At 30.9% G+C, this 24,878-nt stretch carries 20 protein-coding genes; 6 read left to right on the forward strand and 14 right to left on the reverse strand.

The window, feature by feature from the left end:
- The first annotated feature begins 98 nt into the window (after positions 1-98).
- The gene (locus ABD771_RS02665; RefSeq protein WP_345090256.1) at positions 99-1,760 is read left to right on the forward strand and encodes a GLPGLI family protein; all 1,662 of its coding nucleotides are present in this window, start codon (positions 99-101) and stop codon (positions 1,758-1,760) included.
- Positions 1,761-1,797: 37 nt separating this feature from the next.
- Here the strand turns inward: ABD771_RS02665 and ABD771_RS02670 are convergent, their stop codons facing one another.
- The 4 genes from ABD771_RS02670 to ABD771_RS02685 form a co-directional block, all read right to left on the reverse strand.
- The gene (locus ABD771_RS02670; protein ID WP_345090259.1) at positions 1,798-3,159 is read right to left on the reverse strand and encodes a pyridoxal-phosphate dependent enzyme; all 1,362 of its coding nucleotides are present in this window, start codon (positions 3,157-3,159) and stop codon (positions 1,798-1,800) included.
- A 168-nt stretch (positions 3,160-3,327) separates the two neighbouring features.
- Positions 3,328-5,277, reverse strand: a complete 1,950-nt coding sequence (locus ABD771_RS02675) for a putative porin (RefSeq protein ID WP_345090262.1) — start codon at positions 5,275-5,277, stop codon at positions 3,328-3,330.
- Between the two features lie 136 nt (positions 5,278-5,413).
- The gene (locus tag ABD771_RS02680; RefSeq protein WP_345090265.1) at positions 5,414-7,048 is read right to left on the reverse strand and encodes a SusD/RagB family nutrient-binding outer membrane lipoprotein; all 1,635 of its coding nucleotides are present in this window, start codon (positions 7,046-7,048) and stop codon (positions 5,414-5,416) included.
- 9 nt (positions 7,049-7,057) lie between these two features.
- The gene (locus ABD771_RS02685; RefSeq protein ID WP_345090268.1) at positions 7,058-10,273 is read right to left on the reverse strand and encodes a SusC/RagA family TonB-linked outer membrane protein; all 3,216 of its coding nucleotides are present in this window, start codon (positions 10,271-10,273) and stop codon (positions 7,058-7,060) included.
- A gap of 199 nt (positions 10,274-10,472) precedes the next feature.
- Here ABD771_RS02685 and ABD771_RS02690 point away from each other — a divergent pair, with 199 nt between their 5' ends.
- A complete protein-coding gene (locus ABD771_RS02690) occupies positions 10,473-11,072 on the forward strand; it encodes a ribonuclease HII (RefSeq protein ID WP_345090271.1) in 600 nt (199 codons plus the stop codon).
- 28 nt (positions 11,073-11,100) lie between these two features.
- Here the strand turns inward: ABD771_RS02690 and lipB are convergent, their stop codons facing one another.
- Positions 11,101-11,799, reverse strand: coding sequence for a lipoyl(octanoyl) transferase LipB (lipB, locus tag ABD771_RS02695; protein WP_345090274.1), 699 nt, complete (start codon positions 11,797-11,799; stop codon positions 11,101-11,103).
- Between the two features lie 96 nt (positions 11,800-11,895).
- Positions 11,896-12,720 carry a hypothetical protein gene (locus ABD771_RS02700; RefSeq protein WP_345090277.1) on the reverse strand — a complete coding sequence of 275 codons (825 nt, stop codon included), beginning with the start codon at positions 12,718-12,720 and terminating at the stop codon, positions 11,896-11,898.
- A 234-nt stretch (positions 12,721-12,954) separates the two neighbouring features.
- Between ABD771_RS02700 and lysS the strand changes: the two genes are divergently transcribed.
- The gene (gene lysS / locus ABD771_RS02705; protein ID WP_345090280.1) at positions 12,955-14,649 is read left to right on the forward strand and encodes a lysine--tRNA ligase; all 1,695 of its coding nucleotides are present in this window, start codon (positions 12,955-12,957) and stop codon (positions 14,647-14,649) included.
- Between the two features lie 76 nt (positions 14,650-14,725).
- Positions 14,726-15,091, forward strand: coding sequence for a hypothetical protein (locus ABD771_RS02710; protein ID WP_345090283.1), 366 nt, complete (start codon positions 14,726-14,728; stop codon positions 15,089-15,091).
- A 49-nt stretch (positions 15,092-15,140) separates the two neighbouring features.
- Here the strand turns inward: ABD771_RS02710 and ABD771_RS02715 are convergent, their stop codons facing one another.
- From ABD771_RS02715 to ABD771_RS02730, 4 genes are all read right to left on the reverse strand, one after another.
- Positions 15,141-16,100 (reverse strand): transporter family protein, encoded by a 960-nt coding sequence (locus tag ABD771_RS02715; RefSeq protein ID WP_345090286.1) that lies wholly within the window; start codon positions 16,098-16,100, stop codon positions 15,141-15,143.
- 4 nt (positions 16,101-16,104) lie between these two features.
- Positions 16,105-17,145: a cytochrome-c peroxidase gene (locus ABD771_RS02720; protein ID WP_345090289.1), complete on the reverse strand. Its 1,041-nt coding sequence runs from the start codon at positions 17,143-17,145 to the stop codon at positions 16,105-16,107.
- Between the two features lie 57 nt (positions 17,146-17,202).
- Positions 17,203-17,988 carry an MbnP family protein gene (locus ABD771_RS02725; protein ID WP_345090292.1) on the reverse strand — a complete coding sequence of 262 codons (786 nt, stop codon included), beginning with the start codon at positions 17,986-17,988 and terminating at the stop codon, positions 17,203-17,205.
- A gap of 126 nt (positions 17,989-18,114) precedes the next feature.
- Complete coding sequence (locus ABD771_RS02730; RefSeq protein ID WP_345090296.1) at positions 18,115-18,492, reverse strand: hypothetical protein; 378 nt, start codon at positions 18,490-18,492, stop codon at positions 18,115-18,117.
- Between the two features lie 128 nt (positions 18,493-18,620).
- Between ABD771_RS02730 and ABD771_RS02735 the strand changes: the two genes are divergently transcribed.
- Positions 18,621-19,073, forward strand: coding sequence for a Spy/CpxP family protein refolding chaperone (locus tag ABD771_RS02735; RefSeq protein WP_345090299.1), 453 nt, complete (start codon positions 18,621-18,623; stop codon positions 19,071-19,073).
- Positions 19,074-19,142: 69 nt separating this feature from the next.
- On the forward strand, positions 19,143-19,469 hold the full coding sequence (locus tag ABD771_RS02740; protein WP_345090302.1) for a hypothetical protein: 327 nt from the start codon (positions 19,143-19,145) through the stop codon (positions 19,467-19,469).
- A gap of 50 nt (positions 19,470-19,519) precedes the next feature.
- On the opposite strand, the gene hemL is transcribed toward ABD771_RS02740, so the two are convergent.
- From hemL to ABD771_RS02760, 4 genes are all read right to left on the reverse strand, one after another.
- The gene (gene hemL / locus ABD771_RS02745) at positions 19,520-20,806 is read right to left on the reverse strand and encodes a glutamate-1-semialdehyde 2,1-aminomutase (protein WP_345090304.1); all 1,287 of its coding nucleotides are present in this window, start codon (positions 20,804-20,806) and stop codon (positions 19,520-19,522) included.
- Positions 20,807-20,830: 24 nt separating this feature from the next.
- Positions 20,831-21,727, reverse strand: a complete 897-nt coding sequence (locus ABD771_RS02750) for a glucosaminidase domain-containing protein (protein WP_345090307.1) — start codon at positions 21,725-21,727, stop codon at positions 20,831-20,833.
- Positions 21,720-22,622: a 1-aminocyclopropane-1-carboxylate deaminase/D-cysteine desulfhydrase gene (locus tag ABD771_RS02755; RefSeq protein ID WP_345090312.1), complete on the reverse strand. Its 903-nt coding sequence runs from the start codon at positions 22,620-22,622 to the stop codon at positions 21,720-21,722. The genes ABD771_RS02750 and ABD771_RS02755 overlap by 8 nt, the downstream gene beginning before the upstream one ends.
- Positions 22,623-22,719: 97 nt before the next feature.
- Positions 22,720-24,597, reverse strand: a complete 1,878-nt coding sequence (locus tag ABD771_RS02760) for a T9SS type A sorting domain-containing protein (RefSeq protein ID WP_345090315.1) — start codon at positions 24,595-24,597, stop codon at positions 22,720-22,722.
- Between the last annotated feature and the right edge of the window lie 281 nt (positions 24,598-24,878).

Below are 24,878 nucleotides of genomic sequence, written 5' to 3' on the forward strand. Positions count from 1 at the left end.
ATGGCTTTGAAGGCACTAAAGTACTTTTTTGATTTGAATTACACAAATTTCGGAAAATTAAATTTGTAAACATATATTTGTAAAACAAACAACACATCATGAAACGACTTATTTTATTTGCTATTTTATTATTTTTCTCATTTTCATTTGGTCAAACGAATTATAAAATAACTTACACTAGAACTTCTAATGGAACTTTGGTTGAAAATCAAGATCCAATAATAGCTTACTCTAACGAAATTTTTACTAGAGTAATTTCAAAATCAATTGATGAAAATAAAAATATTTATCCTTCTGAATTTTTCAATTTGGATAGAAAATCGAATACAATAATCCAAATTGCTTATTTAAACTCAGATAATTCTATTGTAACAAAAGACAGCATTTCACTTATAAAACAATCGTTTGAATTAATTGATGAAACTAAAAAGATACTTGGTTACAATTGCAAAAAAGCCAAAACCATAATTAACTCAAACACTATTGAGCTTTGGTATACCAATGATTTAAAAGTAAAAGGAGCGCCAACTCAACTTGGACAAAATTTAGGACTAGTTTTAGAATTGGTGCGTAATGGAAATTTTGTTATTTCTGCATCTAAAATAGAACAACTAAAAAAGTTTCCTATAATTCCAAAAAATGAAATTTCAGAAAAAACAGTTGATTTATTAACTTATAGGGATTTAGTTTGGAAAAGTAGGTTTACGACGATTCCTATTTTTAAAGAGGAAATCATTAATTTTTCGGATGCTTCTAAATCAAATGATAGTATTTTGAGATTTGCTAACGGGACTATTATTTTAAGAAAAGTAAAGATTCCTTCTATTGAGAAAGGAAGTCAGGTTTTTGTTGATGTTACAGAGCAATCTAATGGCGATGCTTATGACAGAACCGGTTCTGTGTTTATGATTCCGATGGATAAAAAAGTTTCTTTTTTGGATGGTTTGAAAAATGGTGCTAAGACATTACCAGTCTATGAAAATGGAAATGGAAAAAAATATCAAGGCGTTGTTTCTACAGATGATTATTCATCATTGATTGAATTGATGCGCTTTTTTACACCATTTGGAATTAAACAATATAATTCGCTACAATTAAAAGATAAAATTTGGGAAGAAAAAGTAAGTTACCGTCAGGATATTTCTGAATTGACTGCGGCTTTAAATAATAAAGAAGTTTATATTGGAACTTTCATCGGAAATTATGATAAAGGCGGTCATAAAGTAAGTGTGAATTTGACGATTCATCCAGAGGAAAATGGTGTTAGTAAAGCTTCTAATGTAGTATCGATTTTCAATACTACCAATGTTATGGAAATGGCTGGGCAAGAATATGGAACCATGTTTAATTCTGATAAAGGTCTCGTTGTAAACTTTAAATTAGATAAAGATTTAAAAAATGTAAGACTGAGATACATCACAACAGGTCATGGTGGATGGGAAAATGGTGATGAATTTGTGCCAAAGAAAAATACTATACTATTGAATGAAAAGGAAGTTTTTCATTTTACTCCTTGGCGAGAAGATTGTGGTTCTTTCCGTTTATACAATCCAGCTTCTGGAAATTTTCCTAACGGATTATCTTCTTCTGATTATAGCCGTTCAAATTGGTGTCCGGGAATGGTTACTAATCCAGTTTATATTGATTTGGGTGATTTGAAAGCCGGGAATCATACTTTGCAAGTTAAAATTCCACAAGGTGCTAATGAAGGAAGTAGTTTTAGCGCTTGGAATGTTAGTGGTGTTTTAATTGGAGAATAAAAAAACCTACAACTTTCATTGTAGGTTTGATTAATTACTATTTTATGGAGCCAATGATATCATATTTTGTAATGATATGATGTTTTCCATTTCCTAAATCTACTAGAACAGCTTGATTCTCTTTTGTAAAAAGTTTGGAAACTTCTTCAATTGGAGTACCTAGTTTAACAATTGGATAAGGTTTACCCATAACTTCTTTGATAGGCTTATCGGCAACATTTTTATCTGAAACGTAGCTTTGAAACAAATCTGATTCGTCTACTGAACCAACGAATCCATTGATGTCTATTACTGGAATTTGAGAGATTTTAAATTTTCTCATTCTTTCAATAGCATGCGAAACTAACTCTTCTGTACGAACAATAACAAGAGATTTATCAATGTGGTCTTTAATTACATCTTCTGCTTTTGTAATTTCTTCATCTAAGAAACCACGTTCACGCATCCAATCGTCATTGAACATTTTACCTACATATCTACTTCCTGAATCGTGAAACAAAACAACTACAACATCTTCTGGTTTGAAATGTTCTTTTAATTGATGTAATCCTTTTACACAAGAACCTGCTGAGTTTCCAACAAAAATTCCTTCTTCAAGAGCTATTTTTCTTGTATATACTGCTGCATCTTTATCGGTAACCTTTGTAAATCCATCAATAAGCGAGAAATCTACATTTTTTGGAAGAATATCTTCTCCGATACCTTCTGTTATGTAGGAATAGATTTCATTTTCGTCAAATATTCCAGTTTCATGGTATTTTTTGAAAACAGAACCATATGTATCAATTCCCCAGATTTTGATGTTTGGATTTTTTTCTTTTAAATATTTTCCAATTCCTGAAATCGTTCCTCCTGTTCCAACACCAACTACGAAATGGGTAATTTTACCGTCGGTTTGTTCCCAAATTTCTGGACCAGTTTGTTCGTAATGTGCTGTTGCATTCGATGGATTATCGTATTGGTTTACGTACCAAGAATTTGGAATTTCTGTTCCTAATCTTTTAGAAACAGAATAATAAGAACGTTCGTCTGTTGGCTCAACATCTGTTGGACAAACGATTACTTTTGCTCCAACTGCTCTAAGGATATCCATTTTTTCTTTGGATTGCTTGTCTGTAATTACAAAAATACATTTGTATCCTTTTACAATGGCTGCAAGAGCTAATCCCATTCCTGTGTTTCCAGAAGTTCCTTCGATTATTGTTCCACCTGGTTTTAATCTTCCGTCGGCTTCGGCATCTTCAATCATTTTTAGAGCCATTCTATCTTTTGTAGAATTTCCTGGATTGAAAGTTTCAACTTTAGCAAGTACTAAAGCGTCAATACCTTCAACTACTTTGTTTAGTTTTACTAAAGGTGTATTACCTATAGTTCCTAATATATTTTCTGAATAATTCATATTTTTAATTTGATGTAGCAAAGATATTGATAATAAAATCGTTTTACAACACCTTGATTTTAGAGAAAATGGAATACTGCTTAACCCTGATGGGAGAAGTTACCGTGTAACTCGGACAGCAGGAAAATGGTTTTGTAAAACTCGCAAGCGATTCGTTTCTGAATAAAATTATTGAAAGAAATTCCAAACTAAACCAAATCGAATCATGAAGTCGTGAAAAGGTGTGTTGGGAGCGGAATAGTATGTATTACCAGTAAAACTTGAATTAAAATGTTCAGCTTTAAGAAAAATTCTGGTTTGTCTTATTCTGGCATTTACAAAGAAATCTAACATTGGAAAATTTCCTATTTGCTTTTCATTTTGCACGAAAAACTCACCTAAGATTGGGTTATAATCGTTGGCATAATATTTTGTAAAATAGTTTATGGTTATACCTGTTTGCAGAAACATTGCTTTTTTGAAAACATTATCTGAAAAATAAATGGTACTTCTTAAAGTTAATTCTGGTACATTTAGAATCGTGTCTTTTTGAGTTACTTTTTGATATAGAAAAGTATTATCAAGAGCCCATTTTTTGTATTTAAATTCTTTCGCTGCTTTTAATGAAAGGTAATTAATAGTTCCAGAATATTGATGAGGCGTAACTAGTTGCTGATTTGTAACTTGTTGAATATCTTGAAAGTACAAATAATCAGTAAGTGTTGTCAATTGTGCAGTAGCATTAATCCATTGAGTGTTAGCATTTACAACTATATTATTAATTTTTTCGTTTTTAAAATTATTTAACCAATTGTAATTGATATAAGTACTTTGATTGAGTGTGTAATTATGATTTGGAAGTTTACTTACATTTTGATATTGAAAGGAAACTTTATTTTTATCATTTATTTGGTAATCTAAATTAGCATCAAAATTTCTAAAAGCTTGAGTTGAAATTGAATTGGACAGCATTGCCTTTCCATTCCATTTATTTTTTCGGTATTCGTATTGACCTCCAATAGAGTTAAAAGTTGCTTTTAATTGGTTAGGAAAAGTTACACTTCCAACAGTTTGCACTAAACTATAAAAATACTTGTAATTAAAATTTTCTATAAAGAACTGAAACTTACCAAGCGTTTTGTTCTCGTAAATAGCTCCAACCTTATTATATAATCTATCATATCTTGTATGATCGTTTACTTTTGTATAGGCTGCTGAAGGAACATCACCAAAACGTTTGAAAACACCCGTACCTGTTCCAATTTCAGAGTTTAAACTTACTTGATTGTATTCAAAAAATTTATGTTCATAATTAAGTTGATGTGTTATAAATAAATTGTTGTTGGCATCTTTAGAGTTGATTCTAAAACTATGGTCTAAAAAAAGTCGTTTACCTTTTAAGAAAGACTTTGCGTCAGAGAGAAAAACTTGCAAACGAGGTCTATTTTTAAAGGCATCATCTTCGCTTTCAAAATCTAAAGGAATTGTCAAACCTCCATTTTCGCCATTGAGCAAATCTTGACCTGTGAAATGGAAATTAGCATGATATTTATTATTCTTGGTAAAATAACTTGATGTAAATCTAAAATTTCCTGCGCTTGTAAGTTGATTAATATATTTTCCTAAGGATCTTAATCCTTTGAAAGCAATTGAAAAATTAAAACGTTCAGATGTATTTAAGGTTATTAAAGCATCAACATTTTGTCCTTGCTCCATTACAGTTTTAAAATATAGCTCGGTTAATGGCGTTGCAACCGAATAATACTTAATATCATCTACTTCTAAATAATTAAAATGTTTCGCTTTAAAACCGAATTCAGGATAAGCATTAAATTTATTTAATCCAAAATTTAAAGTATTATATGTTTGACCTTCATTAGGAAATGGCATCAAACCGAATATGTCTCTTCTTAAATAATTATAATCATACTCCTTTTTTATTGCAAGAGTGGTGTCAACAAAAGTAGTATCCCTTTCAATAGAGATAATTTTATACGAAGTAATAGGTGCTTTTCTAGCTTGCTCTTTTGCTTTCTGCTCAGCGGTTTTTACCAAACTCTTACGTTTATCTTCTTTTCCTTTCTCTTGAGATAAAAGTAAGCATGGAATAAACAACAATAAAAAATATAATCTTCTCATAATAAATACAAAGCAACAAAAATAGACAATTGTTTATAAACTATACTAATTGAAAATCATAATATAAAGCAAAAAAAAGACCGTCAATAAATGACGGTCTTTAATACTATATAAGTGTAATAACTTAAGATAATTCTTAGTTAGGCGCACCTGGAACCCAGAAAGGAGTTTTACTGTTAATAGTAAATACTTCAGTTGAAGACATTGCAGGAACGTTAGCACTATTTGCAACATACTCAGAAACTGGATAGATTAATCTATATGGCTTACGAGTTTGAACTGCATTAGTAGAAAGTGGAGTTAATGGATAACCTGTTCTAGTATAATCGATATACGATTGAATAGAGTTGTTAACACCCATTAAAGCAACCCATTTTTGATACATAATTGCATGCAATTTTTGAGCATCAGTACCAGTCCAACCAAAGTTTGGTTTAGTATTAATTGTAGCAATGTAAGAACCTGCAGCAACGAATTTCATATCCATACTATCTTGAATACCTGCATTAAACCAAGTAGAACCACCTGAGAATAAAGAAGGATATCTTAAAGCAGCTTCAGCTTGTAAGAAACAAGACTCTGAATAAGTCATTACAAAACCATCTGTTGTAGCATAGTCACCAATAGTAGCACCTGCATGAGTTGTTCCATAAGCATTATAGTTACCTAAACCGAATCTACATGGTAAACCTGGGAAAGTAGCAGTTGCAGGACCAACATCAACAAGTGAACTACCTTGATTTACAGCTCTTCTAGGGTTAGATGGAGCAGCAGTAAACAATCTAGCAGAACGTGGATCTGTAACGTTTGGATAAAACACACCTGAACCTGCAATTATTTCTTGAGAACCTGCAGCAGGATAGTTAGTTGTAGCATAAGATTGTAATGCTTTGTAAGCATGTCCAGACATTGTTTTGAAAGTTCTGTTTTGTGCTAAGTTACCAGCAGCATCATACTCATAAAAATTGAATTCAGGATTCATATTATCATTAGAAGCATCAGAGAAACCAGGATTAATACTAACATTGTCTGATAAAAATGGACCAGCAGCAATATCTGCTAATTTAGTATCTCTAAATGTAGCTTTGGCACCAGTAACTTCAGACATACGTAAACACATTCTTAATTGTATAGTATTAGCAAACTCAGCCCATTTCGCCATATCCCCACCTAACATTGTATCGTAAGGAGCAATATCTTCGTTAACAGATGGATCAGCATTAGCAATCAAATCTCTTGCGTCCTCTAATTCAGCAATTAAAGATTGGTAAATTGCATAGTCATCATCGTAAGCTGGTGTAGTATTAGCACCACCTGCCCAAGCTTGAGAATATGGAGCATCACCATACAAATCAACAATTTCTTGCATATAGTGTGCTTTACAAATTTTTGCAGCGGCAACATACATATCATACTTCCCATTAGGATTTGGATACTTAATGATAGCGTCAAAATTCTTTAAATTTCTGAACAGTCCATCCCATATACCAGTGTAGAAACCGTTATCAATTTGTAATTGTAACTCTCTATCATAACCATTTCCAAAAGAAAATACATTTCTTGTCCATGAGTTCATAAAAACATTACCTAACTGATTCATAGTAGTTGCCTGAACTCTATAAGTAGATACTTGAGCTCCTGGTAACAACTTACTTGGTTTAGCTTCAGTAAAAGCTAAATCGTTAGGACTAGGACTATTTATATCTAAATAGTCATCGCACGAGAAAAAGGCTAAAGCCAATATCGGCATTAAAATTTTAATTCTTTTCATAATCTTTTTTTAAAAAGTTAAATTAACAGTAAAACCTAAAGTTCTAGTAGATGGATACTGTCCTATGTTCATATACCCTTGAGCATTTCCTGTAGTATTAGATGCTTCAGGATCACCATAACTGTTGTTTTCAAGACCATTTTTAGCTTTGATAAGTGTACCATCTGCTAAGAAAATAAATGGATTTCTTGCATTAACACCAACTCTAAATGATTCTAAACCTGTTTTTTCAATCAATTTTTTAGGCAAAGCATAACTTAATGACAACTCTCTAATTTTAAGAGCAGCAGCATCAATAACACTTGTTTCACCAACTTGTCTATGTACAGAAGTAAAATAATTTAAAACTCCTGCATAACTAGCGTCGTTATTTGCTGGAACAGTATTAGCAGCACCAGTAGCTGTTACACTTCCAGGAATAACATAACCTTGTTCTCTGTCATAACCTGCAGTATCTAAATCACCTCCTGTAAAATACAATAAGTTTTTAGCTTCAGACCAAGTAGAAGCACCTGTTCTAAAATCAGCAACCATTGTTAATTTCAATCCTTTGTATTCAAATGAATTTGTTAATCCAATGATGTAATCTGGCACACCTTTACCTAATTTAGTAAATGTAGAATTTCTAGTTGGGTTACCATTTGCATCTACTATTACATTTCCATTTGCATCTCTCACATAAGTTGTACCTTTAATTAAAGGAAACTCTTCACCTACTTCTGCAAAAATACCGAATTGTGCAAAAGGCTGTTGTAAGTTAACACTTAAAGCACCATCAGCTAATTTAATAATTTTAGTTTTGTAAGAAGATAAATTAGTTCTTAAATCCCATCTGAAATTAGCTGTTTTAACAGGTACCAAACCTAAGTCAATTTCAAAACCTTTATTTTCTAACTCACCAACATTATCTAAAACATTTATTAGACCAGATGCTGCAGAAGCAGTTTTTCTTGTAATCAAATCTTTAGTGTTAGCTACATAGTAAGAACCTTCTAATGTAATTCTATCATTAAAAAATCCAAATTGTGCACCAACTTCAAAAGTATTAACAAATTCTGGTTTAATATTTGGAGAAGTAGCAGTATCATCAAAACCTAATGCTGACAAATTACCAAATGGAAATCCTAATGGAATTTTAGTTAATTCATTTGTATCATAAGCTGCAACAGCTGATGTATTACCTACAGAAGTGTAAGAAGCATTTAATTTAGCATAATTTAATACTTTATTACCTCTTAAACTTTCGAAAGCTTTTGTCGGAATAAACGAAACCCCTACAGATGGATAAAAGTATGAATCTTTTACAGCTGAGAATTGTTCAAGTCTACCAGTAGCATTCAAAAATAAGTAATCTTTGTAAGCTAAGTCAGCATTTACAAAACCAGCAACACGTCTAGTTCTAATAACACGGTTATTATATCCTGCATTTCTTAACGCTGTAGGATTGTAAGTGTTTAGAACATTAGATATGTGATAAAAACCATCAACATCTAAATTCTCACCACCTTGTGAAGTTTCTCTAAACAATCTATCTTGAATATTGTTACCAATATTAAATTTAAGATTCAAATCTTTAGTTAAATCATAATTAAAGTTAACTAATAAATCTCCATAGATGTTTCTAGTAGTAGATTGGTTTGCAAAATAGTACGATGTAATCGCACCAGCTCCACCTCCACCTAATAAATCAGAATAAGTGTAATTAGAAGATCCTGAATAACTATATGCACCAAAATCATATGGAGTATTTATTTCATCCAAAAATGCATTTCTATGAGTTTGAAAATCACTATTTCTCATTTGAACATTACCAGTATAATTTATACTAATATTTTTGTTAAACTCATAACCTAAGTTAAGCACACCATTAAAGGTATCAGCTCTGTTATCAATTCTTTCATTTTTAATAGTCCAATAAGGAGATGTAGCGTAAACCGTCCAGTGATGTTGGTTTAAACCACCTAAATCACCAAATTTACCAACAGGAACAGTAGATGCAGTTTGAATTAAATCATCAAATAAATTATCATTTGTTTCAGAAGTTCTTTGAGTGATATAGTTAACATTACCATCAATGTTAAATTTACCTACTTTTTTACCTGCTTTGAACAAGAATGAATTTCTTACCAATTTATCTCTATCTACAACGAAATCTGTTGTTTGTCTGTTGATTGCCAAGAAAGCATAAGATTCTGGACCTCCAACATTAAAATTGAAACCTGTTTGATAAATAGTACCTGTTTTAAAGAATTGTTTGATATTATCTTTAATTGGTTTCCATTCTGTCATCAAGAAATTTCCATCTGCTTGTGGTAAACCTGTTGGAACCATTGGTCCAACTGCTGTATTACTATACGCAGGACCCCAAGAACCATTTTCAAAAGGAACGTTAGTAGGAATAACTCCAGGACCAGACAAACCTAAATCCGTAGCCCATCCTTGTCCATACTCTTGTTGAACTTGTGGAACGAAACTTACATTTTCAAAATCAACTGAAGAGTTGAATCCAAAAGTAAACTTATCTTTACTAGTTCCTTTTTTAGTTGTAACAATAATCACACCATTAACCCCTTGAGCTCCATATAATGCAGCACCTTGAGCACCTTTGATAACGTTTACATTTTCAATTACATCTGGAGGCAATTGACCTAAAACCGTAGAAGAAGAAACCGCTCCATCAATAACAACCATGGCTTGGTTATCACCAGTGATAGATCTGTTACCTCTAAGAAGGATTCTAGTATCAGCATTTACACCATTACCAGTAGTGTTAATTTGTAAACCAGAAACTTTACCTGTCAACGACTGAATCGCATTAGGGTTAGCCGCTTGAGTTAACTCTTTAGCACCAATTTGTTTTGAAGCAGCAACAACAGCATCTTTAGGTCTTTTAATACCCATAGCACCAATTACAACCTCTTTCATGATGATTGCAGTTTCACTTAAAGCTACTTTGTAGTTGTTTGCTGCACCTACTGTTAATGTTTTGGTATCATAACCAATTGAAGAAACTTCCAAAACATCACCTGCTTTTGCTTTGATAGAAAATTTTCCATCCATATCAGTTGATACTCCTTTAGTTGTTCCTTTAATAACAACATTAGCACCAGGTAAAGGTAACTTACCATCGGTAATTGTACCTGTTACAGTTTTCTCTTGTGCAAACGAAAACTGCATTGATAACGCTACTAATAGCGTAAAAATCCATTTGAACTTCGATCTCATATTAAATTTATTTGAGTTAGTTATTCCGCAAACTTCTTAATAATTTCTTAAATAAACAAATAATACTTCGGAATATTACAATTTATTTTTGTTAAATTTTTTAAGCGGTTTACTAACATTGTGGTTGCAACACATTACTATGATGCAGAATTATGCAAAAGGTTGCGTTAAAATTTGTATTTTTATCAAAATTAATTTTATGTTAAGTTTAAGATATTCTGAATCACCTTATGAGTGCGGAACTGATGAAGCTGGAAGAGGTTGTTTAGCAGGTCCTGTAACAGCCGCTGCTATTATTCTTCCTGAAGACTTTAAATTAGATTTATTAAACGACTCAAAGCAATTGTCTGAAAAGGTTAGAGAAAAATTAAAACCAATTATAGAAGAAAAAGCAATATCTTATGCTGTCACTCATTTGGAGCCTATAATCATTGACGAAATAAACATCTTAAACGCATCTATAAAAGCAATGCAAGAATGTGTTGTTAAGTTAAATCCTATACCTAATTATATAATAGTGGATGGAAATAGATTTAAACCTATCAACAATATCCCATACAGCACTATAGTAAAAGGTGATTCTAAATATATGAGTATTGCAGCGGCATCGGTTTTGGCAAAAACTTACAGAGATGAATATATGGATAAAATACACGAAGAATTTCCAATGTATAATTGGAAACAAAATAAAGGTTATCCAACTAAAGAACACAGAGAAGCTATTAGAAAATATGGAACAACTAAATATCACCGAATGAGCTTTAGATTGTTACCAGAACAACTTTCTTTTGATTTTTGATTTAGGATTATGGATTTAGGATTTTGAATTAGCAGTATTCTGATTCAAATAATTTTGAGAAATGTTTTTGAATTTTTTCTTTTACTTCTTCTTCATTAACACTTTCTACACCAAGTTCAACTTGTAATGATGTAACAGCTTTTCCTTTTATACCACATGGAATGATATTGTCGAAATATCCTAAGTTGGCATTTACATTTAGTGCAAAACCATGCATGGTTACCCAACGACTTGCTCGAACACCCATAGCGCAAATTTTTCTAGCAAATGGAGTTCCAACATCTAGCCATACACCTGTTTCACCTTCACTTCTTGTTCCAGTTATATTGTATTCGGCTAAAGTTAAAATAATTACTTCTTCGAGAAATCGTAAATACTTATGAATATCTGTAAAGAAATTTTCCAAATCTAAAATTGGATATCCTACTATTTGGCCTGGACCATGATAGGTAATATCTCCTCCTCTATTTATTTTGTAAAAAGTAGCTCCTTTATCTTGAAGTTGTTTTTCTGATAAAAGTAAATTAGATATATCTCCACTTTTACCTAATGTATATACATGAGGATGTTCTACAAACAAAAAATAGTTTGGCGTTTCAACCAAAGTGTTTTCTTTTCTATTTTGAATTTTTATATCAACAATTCCTTTAAAAAGTTCTTCTTGATAATCCCAAGTTTCTTTGTAATCTTTTTTACCTAAATCTTGAATCTTTATTTTTTTATTCATATGTGCAAAATAAGATTTTATAGCGGTCACATATGGTATCGCCTTTTTTTAATGTATTTGTTTGCAACAAATTTTTTGTTTGTGGCGATTTCATTATTATTCAAAAATCACTTCAAAATTAAGCTTGTCTGGATTTTCCATATAATCTTTCAAAGGATATTCTATGGTAATTGTTTTTCTATCTTCACTATAAAGTGCATTTTCAATAGAAATCTTTTTTACAGCTTTTGGAAATTGATAAACTACTTTGAAATTAGATTGGTCGTAAAACATATCTAAAGATTCTTTCATTTTATTAGCAACATCATCCTCTGAACCTTCTTCTGCTTCTTCAGTAACTTCTTTTTTCTTTTCAATTTTAGCTACAGTCTTTTTGAATGTTTTTCCATCATAAAAGAAACTTGTAGAAGAATTGTCTTCTAAGGCATCTGGAGCCATTCCCATTCCACCAGATTTTTGACCTGTAGGAGAAATTGATTTCATTGATTCAACTGGCGACATTACATCTTGAAGTTCTGAAATTGAATTGAAATCTGTAAACATGCTATAATTCATTATTCCTTTTTCCTCATCAATAATGGTTCTCACACTAAAGCGTTCCATTTTTTTAATTTTGGCTTGCTCTTCTGGAGATAATTTAGAAATACTATCTTGTTTACTTGCAAACATTTCTTTGAAAGTAAAAGTACTATCAACTACTTTTTTATTTTTTCTGTTTACCGTTTCTTTTTTGTCTTTTTTAGTATCTTCTTTATCATCTCCTTTAAATGCGCTACCCATCATAGACATCATTTTAGTACCATCAATATCATAGGCAAATTTACCCGAACCATTATCATTAATAATCATTTTTTCTGTTATGGTACAACTCGTCATAGCTAACGTAAGAAGTAGTGCAAAAAGTAATTTTATTGATTTCATCTTTAATTTAATTTATTTTACAAATATACAAAAAGTTTACAATTTAGCCCTGACAGAAATGGCATCCTTTTTTTCTCGTTTTTTTTTAACGAGAAAAAAAGATAGAATGGATGGCAGGAAAATAGATAACAAATAAAGCCCAAGCCATTCGCTACTTTTACAAAATAAATTTGAAAATTGTTGTTTTGAAACTTTCTAACTAATACCTATCTTTGCACGCTTAAATACAATTATATGCAACTTTCAGAACAAGAAATCATTAGACGAGAAAAACTTGATGCTTTACGCACTCTTGGAATTAACCCTTATCCTGCGGATTTATATCCAGTAAACACTACTTCTAAACAGGTGAAGGAAAATTTTGAAGAAGGTAAGAAGGTTAATGTTGCTGGACGATTGATGAGTGTTCGAGATCAAGGAAAAGCTTGTTTTGCCGAATTACAAGATAGCGATGGCAGAATTCAATTGTATTTTAATAGAGATGTAATTTGTGAAGGCGAAGACAAAACGCTTTACAATCAGGTTTTTAAAAAATTGACCGATTTAGGTGATTTCATTGGTGTTGAAGGAGAATTATTCATGACTAAAGTTGGTGCTCAATGTATAAGAGTTGATAATTTTACATTCTTGAGTAAAACTTTACGTCCGTTGCCTTTGCCAAAAGTTGATGAAGATGGAAAAGTACACGATGCCTTTAATGATGCTGAATTGCGTTACAGAATGCGTTATGTTGACTTGGTTGTAAACCCAAATGTGAAAGAAGTTTTTGTAAAAAGAACGAAACTTTTTACAGCGATGCGAAATTTCTTTAACACTGCTGGATACATGGAAGTTGAAACACCAATTTTACAAGCAATTCCTGGTGGTGCTGCGGCAAGACCTTTTATTTCTCATCATAATGCTTTGGATATTCCATTATATTTGAGAATTGCAAACGAATTATATCTTAAAAGATTGATCGTTGGTGGTTTTGATGGTGTTTATGAATTTTCTAAAAACTTCAGAAATGAAGGTATGGATAGAACGCACAATCCTGAATTTACTGCAATGGAAATCTATGTAGCTTACAAAGACTACAACTGGATGATGGAGTTTACAGAAAATTTATTAGAATATTGTGCAAATGAGGTAAATGGAACAACTGATGCAACTTTTGGCGAGCATAAAGTAAGTTTCAAAGCACCTTATGCTAGGGTTACTATGACCGAAGCCATTAAAAACTTTACAGGTTTTGATATTTCTGGTAAAACGGAAGCAGAACTTTTTGAAGCTGCAAAATCAATGGGAATTGAGGTTGATGCAACAATGGGTAAAGGAAAATTAATTGATGAGATTTTTGGAGCAAAATGTGAAGGAAATTTCATTCAACCAACTTTTATTACTGATTATCCAAAAGAAATGTCACCATTGTGTAAATCACACAGAGATAATCCTGAATTAACAGAACGCTTCGAGTTGATGGTTTGTGGAAAAGAAATCGCAAATGCGTATTCAGAATTGAATGATCCTATTGACCAACGTGAACGTTTTGAAGTACAAATGGCATTGTCTGAAAAAGGTGATGATGAAGCTAACGGAATTATAGATGAGGACTTTTTAAGAGCATTAGAATATGGTATGCCACCAACTTCTGGATTGGGAATTGGAATGGATCGATTAATTATGTTTTTAACAAATAATCTTTCAATTCAAGAAGTGCTTTTCTTTCCTCAAATGCGACCAGAGAAAAAGCAATTGGAATTGACTGAAGACGAAAAGTTCATTATTGAGCTATTAAAAGTTGAAAATAATCAGCCATTAAGTCAATTAAAAGAGAAATCTGCATTAAGTGGAAAAAAATGGGATGCTGCCATGAAGGGATTATCAAAACATGGTTTAACAAAAGTTATTGTGGATGGTGAAAACAAAACAGTTGAACTGAAATCATAATTTTTTTTATCATTTGTATTGATTTTTAAAAAAAATTATTAAATTCGCTTTTCAACAAATTAATTTAAAGAAGATTATGAAAAGAATTATCGCAATATTCACATTGTTTTTAGCATTTAGTTTTAATGCAAATGCTCAGGAAGCCAAAGCTTTATCAGCAAGTAACACTACAATCGAAAAAGGTTCAAAAGAAATTATTATTGAACAAATTACTCAAATCTCTAAAACAATTAAGATTGAAGATAGCCTTAGAAATGATTTAACTTCACTTCTTTTCATGAGAAATGAAGACATAAATAACTCTAAAAATGAAGAGGAGAAAAAAGCTGTTTTTGAAAGATACACTTTAAAGTTATTAGGTGCTTTCAACGAAGAGCAAATTGAAGCTCTAAAGAAAAACAAAGAATTATACAACAGATTAACTCAGTTTTCTAGCAAATAATATTAGAATATAATAAAAAATAGGCGATTCAATTGAATCGCCTATTTTTTTATAAACTATAGTTGAGATTTACACTCCAACGATGATTGGCAACAACATTGCCTCCAGTAAGGTTTTGGTTTATAGGAAGCATAATATTTGCTCCAAATGAAAATTTCTTTTTACCCATTTCAAATCCAAATTTACCCATAAAAATATCGCCAGAAGTATTTCTAACTTTTTGATTATGTTGATAATTAGTTTCAAAAACTTCACCAGCTATTCCCAATTGTGGAACAACTGAAACCTTTGAAGTTTCATATACCCAAAACAATGTTGACGCATAATTAAACTGATTTCCAAAACGATAGTTTTTTTGATTCTCCGTTTTTATCACATAATTCAACATTGAATTCAATCCGAATTTTTTTCTTTTTATAACATACTCTGTAGCTAAAAGATAATCCCATGCCCCAGTTCCAACTTGATAACTTGGATTAACACTTCCGTTATTAGTCTCGTCAAATTTTCCAACTGGAATTTTCAATCCACCACCAATTTGAAGTTTATGAATAAAAACTGTGCTATCTTTATGTGTTTGATATAAATCATACATTCCTAAAAGAGTAAGATCTCCCAAGCCAGAAATTTTCTCACTTCCTAAAGCAGTTTCTCTATTGTGAAAATGATAAGGAATTAAAGCAGAAATTTGTACTTTTTTTACAATTGGAATTCTTGCCCAAACTTGCATTGTATTGAAATTCTCATCATACCATGGCGAGTTACTATACAAACCATTAGTACTTTTATAACTTTGATTAAAATATCTAATTCCAACAAAATTGGAATTTAACATAGAAGAAAAACCCATACTACCTCCACTAGCAGAGCAACCACAAGCGTCGCAATCGTCATCAACTTTAATAAAACTGCTAAACTTCGAATAGTTATAATTTATTGGTATAGTATCTTTAGTAATTGCAAAACTAAATTGTATAGATAAAACTAAAAGTAAAATATGTTTTTTCATAATGTTAGTATTCTGCAAATTTAGGATTCGTTAAAAACTCATTATCAGTTAATGTCTTTAAGAAAGCAATAAGTTTAGTTTTCTCACTTGAAGATAAAGAAATTCCTAAAACACCTGAATTATTTAAACTAGCATCTAAAGTTGTTGAATTAACAACACCTGAAGAATAATGGTCTAAAACAGCTTCTAGTGTAAAAAATCTTCCGTCGTGCATAAAAGGAGCTGTTTTTTCAATATTTCTTAAACTTGGAACTTTAAATTTATTCATATCCTGTGGAAGTTCTGTAACTCTATATCTACCAACATCATTAATAGACGGATTTACTGTTAAGCCATTATTTCTATAAGAATTGTCAGTAAAAATATCTGTTGCATGACAAGACGCACATTTTTGATTAAAAATGGTATATCCATCCAACTCATCGGCTGTAAAATTTCCTCCTTGTTCATTTCTTCTGTATTTATCAAATCTAGAATTGGAAGAAACTAACAGAATTTGAAATTGAGCTAATGCCTTCAACATATTTTCAGAATTAATTTCGCCATTAGAAAAAGCTTGCTTATATAATTTTTTATAAGCTGCATCATTTTTCATCATATTGATTGCATTCTCAAAATTTCCATGCATTTCAATTTCGCTTGTAAAAGGAATTATTGGTTGCAAATCTAAATGTGTCGTCGCTCCATCCCACATAAAAGTAGTTTGAAATACCATATTTTGAATTGGAGGTGCATTTCTTGTTCCAATAGCATCTCCAACTCCGTGACTAAAAGTATGGCCATGATGCGTAAAAGCATCTTCTTGAATATGACAAAAACCACAAGAAACAATCCCATCTGAGGATAATCGACCGTCATAAAATAGTTTTTTACCCAATTCAAATCCTTTTTCTGTTAAAGGGTTATTAGCAAAATTATAATTAGCGGCAGGAAAATTACTTGGTATTTGAAAATCTATAGGTATATTTTGATATTCATCAGAATCGTCAGAAGAGCAACTCCAAAGAATAGGAAAAATGAGCAACAATAAAATTTTTGTTTTCATTTTAATAAGGTTTAAAAAAGCTGTTAACTGTTTAAAGCTAACAGCTTTTATAATTATTTAGTCGTTGTGAACATGATGAACTTCAAACATATTAGCCAAATTAGCTGTAGCTAAAGCTAATTTTGAACCTCCCATAATTGTAGCTCCTTCAGATAAATTTATTTTATTAGTTCCATCTAATAAATGTTTTAAATCTGCCATGATATGTACTTGAGGAGTTATATTTGTTCTCACCAATGCATTATCAGGAAAGTTCATTGAAATTGTAGCATAGTTGTAATCTGTTCCTGTTTGACCTGTGTGAAGTTTAAAATTAGTATCAGTTGTTACTGTTGAAGATGTGAAAGTTCCTTCAAAGGCAACAAATTTATAACCAGCACTCCAAGACCACATCATACCTGCATTTTGAGCAGTAGTTAGGAAATTACCTTGACCGGTCGCTCCTAAATCAAATTGAGCCTTATCTACACCTATTCCGTAAGAAATACTTTTATAATTTCCTGCAGGAATATTAGGAATTGTTAATAAAGTAGAGGCTGGAGTTAATTCATCAATGATAAAATAACTTTCCGTTTTTGGCACCGTATAGGTTGTACCATCAGCCTTTGTTAAAACGATGTTACTTACTATATATTTAACTTTATTTGCTTTAATAACTTCGCCATTTGAGTTCGTATAAGCTGTATTTGCAGCAAAATCTGCTGAACCATACACATTATCAAACTCTATTTTTAAACTACCTTCACCAGTTTCTGAATCATTGTTATCATCATCGTTTGAACATGAAGTGAATGCTAAAGCCATAGCCATAACAGCTACAATATTTTTTAATTGAAATTTCATTTTTGTCTTTTTTTATTAATTAAAATTTATAGAATAAGTAGTCTTGAAAAGAGTTCTCTTCAAAACAATTTTGGATATAAGAATACAGTCAATTCAATTGTATATGAATTAACTTTTCAATAAAATTTAAGAAATAAAAGTTGGCGGATGAAAAACGGAGTAACTTACCGTGTGAAAGTATAAGTTGGCATAGTTGTCTCCAATAGAAGTTTTATTATGAAAGTAAATTTGTCTAAAATTAATTTCGGTTACTTCGTTGCAGAATAAAAGTTCAATTTCTTGTTTAGAATTGTCTTTTTTATCTGAATTAATTGGTTTTTCATCTTCAGATGCTTTAGCCAATTCTTTCATCAAATGACATTTACCATTACATTTTAGTTGTGGCTTAGCTTTGTTTTCACAAAGAACTTTTGAGATATAATCATAATTAATAACATAATCTATAACCGGAAGAATTGGTTTTAGAAATATAGCAAGAATTACTATGATTATAATTTTTTTCACTTTGCAAATATACAACCATGATTATAAATTTATATAGGCTAACAATATTTTTTTACTAAATATTTGTTAACGAATAAACCTTTTGAAAGAGAGTGAGTCTTATCACTATAACAATTAAAAAACACATCATGAAAAAAGTATTTTTATTAGCATTACTAGTTGTAGGATTTACAACATTTGCCCAAGGAAAAAGAGGAGAAAGAAAAGAAAAATTATCAACTGAAGAACGAGTTGAATTACATGTCAAAAAATTAACTACTGACTTATCATTAAACGAGAAACAAGCACAAGAAGTAAAGGCTTTAATGACTAAACAAGCTGAAAAAAGAGAAGCAAAAAGAGCCGAAATGAAAGCTTTAAAAGAAGAACGTGCTCAACAAGCAAGACCTTCAAAAGAAGAAATAGCCACAAGAAAAGCTGAAATGAAAAAAGAACAAGAGGCGCTAAAAGCAGAAATGAAAAAAATCCTTACTGCTGAACAGTATACAAAATGGGACCAAAAACGTGAAGATCGCAAAGAAAAAGTGATTGAAAAAATGAAAGACAAAAAGAAAAGAGGTCAAAAAACTGAAGATAAATAAAATAAATTTTGTGTTTTCATTTAAATGAATTATTTTTGAATATAATTGACGTCAAATAATTTAAAAAACATGAAAAAAATATTTTTTATTTTCGCTTTAGTTTGTGCTTTTACTATAAGCGCTAATGCTCAAGAAAAAAGACTAACTTCGCAAGAAGCTGCAAAGAAAGATGCTGTTGAGCTTGCTGAATTAGTAGGTTTAAAAGACAATCAAATTGAAGATTTTTATAGATTGTTTGAAAGAAAATACATAATTCTTGAAGATAGAAGTTTATCTGCAGAAGGAAAAGCAGAACTTGAAAAAGTGATGGATGCTAAAATTAGAGCAACATTAAGTGAAAAACAAATGTCTATTCTTGAATCTAACAAAGCAATGTTTGAAAGATTAAAAAGATAATTTTAATATTACATATAAAAAAAGCTTCACAATTTGTGAAGCTTTTTTTATTACAACTCTTTTGATACTTTATCAATTGCATCAATAGTATAATCTAAATCTTGATAAGTTAAAGCGTCTGTTATAAACCAAGTTTCATAAGCAGATGGCGCTATATAAACACCTTGATTTAACAGACCGTGAAAGAATTTCTTAAAAGTTTCATTATCTCCATTTTTAGCTGTTTTGAAATCAACTACGGCACCTTTATCAAAATGAACTGAAATCATCGAACCAACTCTATTTACAGTAAATTCTACATTATTATTTGAGAGTACTTTTCTGATTCCGTTTTCTAAATAAGCTGTTTTTTCGTCTAATCTTTTGAAAATTTCAGTATCTTGATTTAAAGCTTCCAACATTGCTAAACCGGCTGCCATTGCTAAAGGATTTCCTGATAAAGTTCCAGCTTGATAAACTGGACCAATTGGCGCTAAATAATTCATTATTTCATTTTTTGCAGCAAAGGCTCCAACAGGTAATCCTCCACCAATAACTTTTCCAAAACAAACTATGTCAGCTTGAATATTGTAAAGTTCTTGAGCACCACCTTTAGCTAATCGAAATCCAGTCATTACTTCATCAAATATCAGCAATGTGTTATTATCAGAACATACTTGTCTTAAATCTTCTAGAAATCCTTTAACTGGAGGAATGCAACCCATATTACCAGCCACTGGTTCTATGATAATAGCCGCAATTTCATTTTTATTTGCTTCAAATAATGCTTTTACGTTTTCAATATCGTTATAATTAGCTAATAAAGTGTCTTTTGCTGTACCTTGAGTTACGCCTGGTGAGTTTGGTGTACCAAAAGTACTAAGACCACTTCCAGCTTGAATCAAAAAAGAATCGGAATGACCATGGTAGCATCCTGCAAACTTTATTATTTTATCTCTTCCTGTAAATCCGCGAGCCAATCTAATAGCACTCATACAAGCTTCTGTTCCAGAATTTACAAAACGAATTTTATCAATATTTGGAACCATTGAAACTGTTAATTCAGCTATTTTCGTTTCTAGTTCTGTAGGCATTCCAAAAGAAGTTCCTAACTTAGCTCTTTCTGTTATTGCATCAATAACTGGCTGAAAAGCATGACCTAAAATCATTGGACCCCAAGAATTAATATAATCAATCAATTGGTTTGCGTCTTCATCATATAAATAAGCACCTTTGGCACTTTTTACAAAAATAGGTGTTCCACCAACACCTTTAAAAGCTCTTACAGGCGAATTTACACCTCCAGGAATCACTTTTTCTGCATCAGCAAATAACTGACTGCTTCTTTTATATAGCATTATTTTTATTTTATTTGTAGTAAACTATTTTACAATCAACTTTTGACCAATAGAAATTCCAGTATCAGAAATATTATTTTTCTTTTTCAAATCATCGATAGAAATATTATATCGTTTTGATATTGAATACAATGTATCACCTTTGATTACTTGATGTAAATCAATATTTGTTGAAACAATGTCTTTGGACTTATCAATTGATGTGACATTATTTGGAACATAATTTATTCCCAACACCTCAGCATCATATTTTTGCAATTGATATCTTTCAATTAATCCTATCAATTTTGTTGGATAATTTGGATCGGTTGCGTAACCAGCATTTTTCAAACCTTTACTCCAGCCAACATAATCGTTTTTATCAAGTTTAAATAGATTAGAATAACGCTCTCTTGTAACTAAAAACAAGGAATGATCTCGATAAGATTCGTCTGGATTATTGTATTTTCTGAAACATTCTTGTGCTTCGTCATCGTCATATTTTACACTTGGTCCAGTCCATTCTTTGTGACATTTAATTCCGAAATGATTATTTGCCTGAGCACTCAATGGTCCTGTACCAGCTCCTGATTCTAAAATTCCTTGACCTAATGTAATACTTGCAGGAATTCCGTATTCTTTCATGTCTTTTATGGCAATTTCTTTATATTTTTCAATATATTCTAAAACCAATGCTGTGGTAACTTTAACTCGAGTTGTAGCTTCCAAAATTTGAGTTGATTCATCATTTTTAGCGGTTGAATTCGTGCCGTTTTCAGAATTTGTATTAACAGGATTACTAGGTTTTTCAACAGGTTTTCTAACTGTTCTAACTACAGGTTTAGATGGAGATGAACTTTTAGATGTTCTCACAACTGGCTTATTAGAACCGCAAGCGATGAAAAAACCAATACAACATAATAAAATTATTTTCTTAATCATTGAAATTAATAGTTTGTAAGTTTTTATTACTCAATTTTAAATTCATTCCTTGAACACCTTGAATTCCACCTGTATGAATTAGTAGAATTTGAGAATCTTCAGAGAAATAATTTTTATTTATTAAATCTATAACGCCAAAAACCATTTTTCCTGTATAAATAGGATCTAATGGGATGGAATATTTTTTGTAAAAATCATTAATAAATTCAATCAAATCATCTGAAACCTTTCCATATCCACTAAAATGATAATCAGAAATTATGTCCCAATTTTCCTTTTTTGCAAATTTACGAATATCTTTTTTTATAAAATCACCTTTCAATGATGGAAATCCTAAAACTTTTTGACGTGAAGTCGAACTATTGATAATCCCAGATATTGTTCCTCCAGTTCCTATGGCACAACAAATGTAATCAAACCTTTCATCTTCATTTGACAAGATTTCCTCACAACCTTTTACAGCAAAATCGTTAGTTCCTCCTTCTGGAACTAAGTAAAAATCATCAAAATCATTTTTAAGATTACATAAAAAATCTTCTGTGCTTTTCAATCTATATTGTTCTCTTGAAACAAAAACAAATTCCATACCGTTATCTTGACAAAATTTTAAAGTAGGATTTTGAGAAATTTTAGAACTCAATTCATCTCCGCGTATAACTCCAATTGTTTTAAATCCATTCTCTTTTCCTGCAAATGCAACTGCCGCAATATGATTTGAATAGGCACCTCCAAAAGTGAGTAAAGTTCTATGATTTTGTTTTTTTGCTTCTAACAAATTATACTTTAGTTTTCTGAATTTATTTCCAGAAACAAAAGGATGAATCAAATCTTCACGTCTTATGTAGAGTTTGACTGTTGTATTTGGTAATATTATTTCTTGTGTAGGAACTCGCAAGATTATTTTTTTACAAAGTTACAAATGTTATCTTCTTTGAAACAAAAAAAGGTATCCAAAATAGGATACCTCTTTGTACTTTTTTTATGAATTGCAACTACTTAATTCTTTCAACAATAATTTTCTGTCCTAAACTTTGTCCATTTGTAGATTCTATTTTAACAATATAAACTCCCTCACTCAGTGAACCTGTAGAAAACTCATAAGTAGTTTTTGTTCCTAAATCTACTTTATCAAATATTTTTTTACCTGTTATATCAAACAATACTACTGTTTTTAAATCTAAATCGTTAGGATTAGAAATTGTAAGCAATTGATTAGTATTATTTTGAACGATTGCCAAGTCTTCAATGTTATTTTCAGTTACAGCTAATAATTGATCTGTAAAAGTGATTTCAAAACGATTATTATGTTCACCAGGAGCAAGTACAACTTCATAGAAATTATTTTTAATGTCATGATAAAGTCCCGTTAAACTATCAAATAAAAACACATTTTGAACATCAAAATTGACAAACTCATTTACTTTTAATGCATATGTTGAAACACCAGTATTAATGTTTTTAAAACCAATAGGAAATCTTTTATTGATATCAAAACTTGTTACAGAGTGAACATAAGGCTCATTATTTAAATATAAATACATATCGGTGCTTATGTTCTCGGTAGCTTCAGGAAATTTCGAATCGGCCAAATCAACTCCATCAATTGCATTTGGCAAAAATCCGATTGCAATTTGTCTAACTGCTTGACTATTTAATGATGTATTTACAACAAAATGAGGTGTTGGTGCTTTACTAATCTGACTATAATCAACTCCTGCAAGATTCGGAATTGCATCATAAAAACCATAATTTACTGTGGAATTTTCGTCTGAGCTTCTTTCGAATTGTGAATTATTTGCAACACCTTCTTTTACATATACTCTATAAACATTTCTCATTTGCAATGTTCCATTAGCAACACCTCTAACCATAAATCCTTGCCCAATAGGCGAAAATCTTCTTTGATAAACATTATTTGGATTACTAAAAACAGAACCTTGATTTCCAGCTAGATCATAAGTATAAAAAGTTGCTGGAGAATATATACTCGTAGTACCATTATATGTTCCATAACCACCTCTATATTGAGCAATATTGTGAGAATTCACAGTTTTATCTTGTTCCCAAAACAATGCAGTTCCATCACAATTTGGATTTCCAGGTATATCATCTCCTGTTCCAGAAATTAAATCTGGTCCAGGACCTCCAACTAGAAACAAATTCAAATCTATCGCAGAGGGATAAGGATTTCCTGTTAAAGTTGAAGCTGCATTTGCAACATTAATTGTAATGTTCCCATCATTAGGTTTTCCTCTGAAATCGTATCTTTGAGCACTTCCAATATTATTTGCAACAGCTTCACTAGGATTCGTAGTATCAGTTCCACTCACACCTTTCATTGTGAATCCTTGACCAGCAGAAATATTTGATAACGCTGCAGACTGAACCCATTGAAAATATCCATTCGAAGATAAAAATCGCCAAATCCAATAAGATGCAATTGTTAAAGTTCCTGTATTAGAAACTCCATTATAACTAGTACTAGTAATTGTTACAGGAGTACTTGAAGTACTAGTTGTAGGAACATTTAACATAGTAATCCCAAAATCTTCATTTCCAGATGCTGCAGATGCATTTCCAACTGGCGAACACCAATAGTTGTATGCAAAATTATTAACGGTTCCTTCTTGAAAAACAGATAATTTTCCAGCACCTGTATTTGTTGAGCTTCCTGTTGTTCCTTGAAGAAATTGTCCTTCGTTTCTAACATAGAAATTACTATTCAATCCATTAAGTTCAAGATTTCCTCTAGAATATACTAATGAACCTCTATTAAAAACGTAGCTATTATTACTAACATAGATTTGAGCAACTAAATTGCTTGTAAACAAACTTGTTACCAAAAAACTTAATACTATAAACTTCTTCATAATCAAACATTTAATTTATAAAATTAGAAAAAAAAATTAAAGAAGATAAAAAAAAATAGAAAAAAAACACAACAAATCATTTAGTCGAATAAATTTGTTTTTAATCGATTATTTTTGTTGAATTCGGATTTTACTATCATACAATTCTTAAAAATATTTATTTATAAAATCATTTTTATTATCACAATTTTTAGAACAAATTATAATCTGTTTATCTTTTCTTTGATAATTTTAAAAACAAAGCAGTTTATAATAGATTTAAAAAGGTTAAAAATCGGAAA

Origin of the sequence: Flavobacterium chungnamense, assembly GCF_039539165.1 — a bacterium.
In the GTDB taxonomy this organism is placed as follows: Bacteria; Bacteroidota; Bacteroidia; order Flavobacteriales; family Flavobacteriaceae; genus Flavobacterium; species Flavobacterium chungnamense.

What these genes read in the sequence shown, in the direction of transcription:
- ABD771_RS02735 (WP_345090299.1), top strand. Translation starts at nt 18,621, where the DNA reads ATGAAAAAAGTATTTTTATTAGCATTACTAGTTGTAGGATTTACAACA.
- ABD771_RS02680 (WP_345090265.1), bottom strand. Translation starts at nt 7,048, where the DNA reads ATGAAAAGAATTAAAATTTTAATGCCGATATTGGCTTTAGCCTTTTTC.
- ABD771_RS02670 (WP_345090259.1), bottom strand. Translation starts at nt 3,159, where the DNA reads ATGAATTATTCAGAAAATATATTAGGAACTATAGGTAATACACCTTTA.
- ABD771_RS02760 (WP_345090315.1), bottom strand. Translation starts at nt 24,597, where the DNA reads ATGAAGAAGTTTATAGTATTAAGTTTTTTGGTAACAAGTTTGTTTACA.
- ABD771_RS02700 (WP_345090277.1), bottom strand. Translation starts at nt 12,720, where the DNA reads ATGAAATCAATAAAATTACTTTTTGCACTACTTCTTACGTTAGCTATG.
- ABD771_RS02710 (WP_345090283.1), top strand. Translation starts at nt 14,726, where the DNA reads ATGAAAAGAATTATCGCAATATTCACATTGTTTTTAGCATTTAGTTTT.
- lysS (WP_345090280.1), top strand. Translation starts at nt 12,955, where the DNA reads ATGCAACTTTCAGAACAAGAAATCATTAGACGAGAAAAACTTGATGCT.
- ABD771_RS02675 (WP_345090262.1), bottom strand. Translation starts at nt 5,277, where the DNA reads ATGAGAAGATTATATTTTTTATTGTTGTTTATTCCATGCTTACTTTTA.
- ABD771_RS02715 (WP_345090286.1), bottom strand. Translation starts at nt 16,100, where the DNA reads ATGAAAAAACATATTTTACTTTTAGTTTTATCTATACAATTTAGTTTT.
- hemL (WP_345090304.1), bottom strand. Translation starts at nt 20,806, where the DNA reads ATGCTATATAAAAGAAGCAGTCAGTTATTTGCTGATGCAGAAAAAGTG.
- ABD771_RS02720 (WP_345090289.1), bottom strand. Translation starts at nt 17,145, where the DNA reads ATGAAAACAAAAATTTTATTGTTGCTCATTTTTCCTATTCTTTGGAGT.
- ABD771_RS02750 (WP_345090307.1), bottom strand. Translation starts at nt 21,727, where the DNA reads ATGATTAAGAAAATAATTTTATTATGTTGTATTGGTTTTTTCATCGCT.
- ABD771_RS02740 (WP_345090302.1), top strand. Translation starts at nt 19,143, where the DNA reads ATGAAAAAAATATTTTTTATTTTCGCTTTAGTTTGTGCTTTTACTATA.
- ABD771_RS02690 (WP_345090271.1), top strand. Translation starts at nt 10,473, where the DNA reads ATGTTAAGTTTAAGATATTCTGAATCACCTTATGAGTGCGGAACTGAT.
- lipB (WP_345090274.1), bottom strand. Translation starts at nt 11,799, where the DNA reads ATGAATAAAAAAATAAAGATTCAAGATTTAGGTAAAAAAGATTACAAA.
- ABD771_RS02685 (WP_345090268.1), bottom strand. Translation starts at nt 10,273, where the DNA reads ATGAGATCGAAGTTCAAATGGATTTTTACGCTATTAGTAGCGTTATCA.
- ABD771_RS02665 (WP_345090256.1), top strand. Translation starts at nt 99, where the DNA reads ATGAAACGACTTATTTTATTTGCTATTTTATTATTTTTCTCATTTTCA.
- ABD771_RS02725 (WP_345090292.1), bottom strand. Translation starts at nt 17,988, where the DNA reads ATGAAATTTCAATTAAAAAATATTGTAGCTGTTATGGCTATGGCTTTA.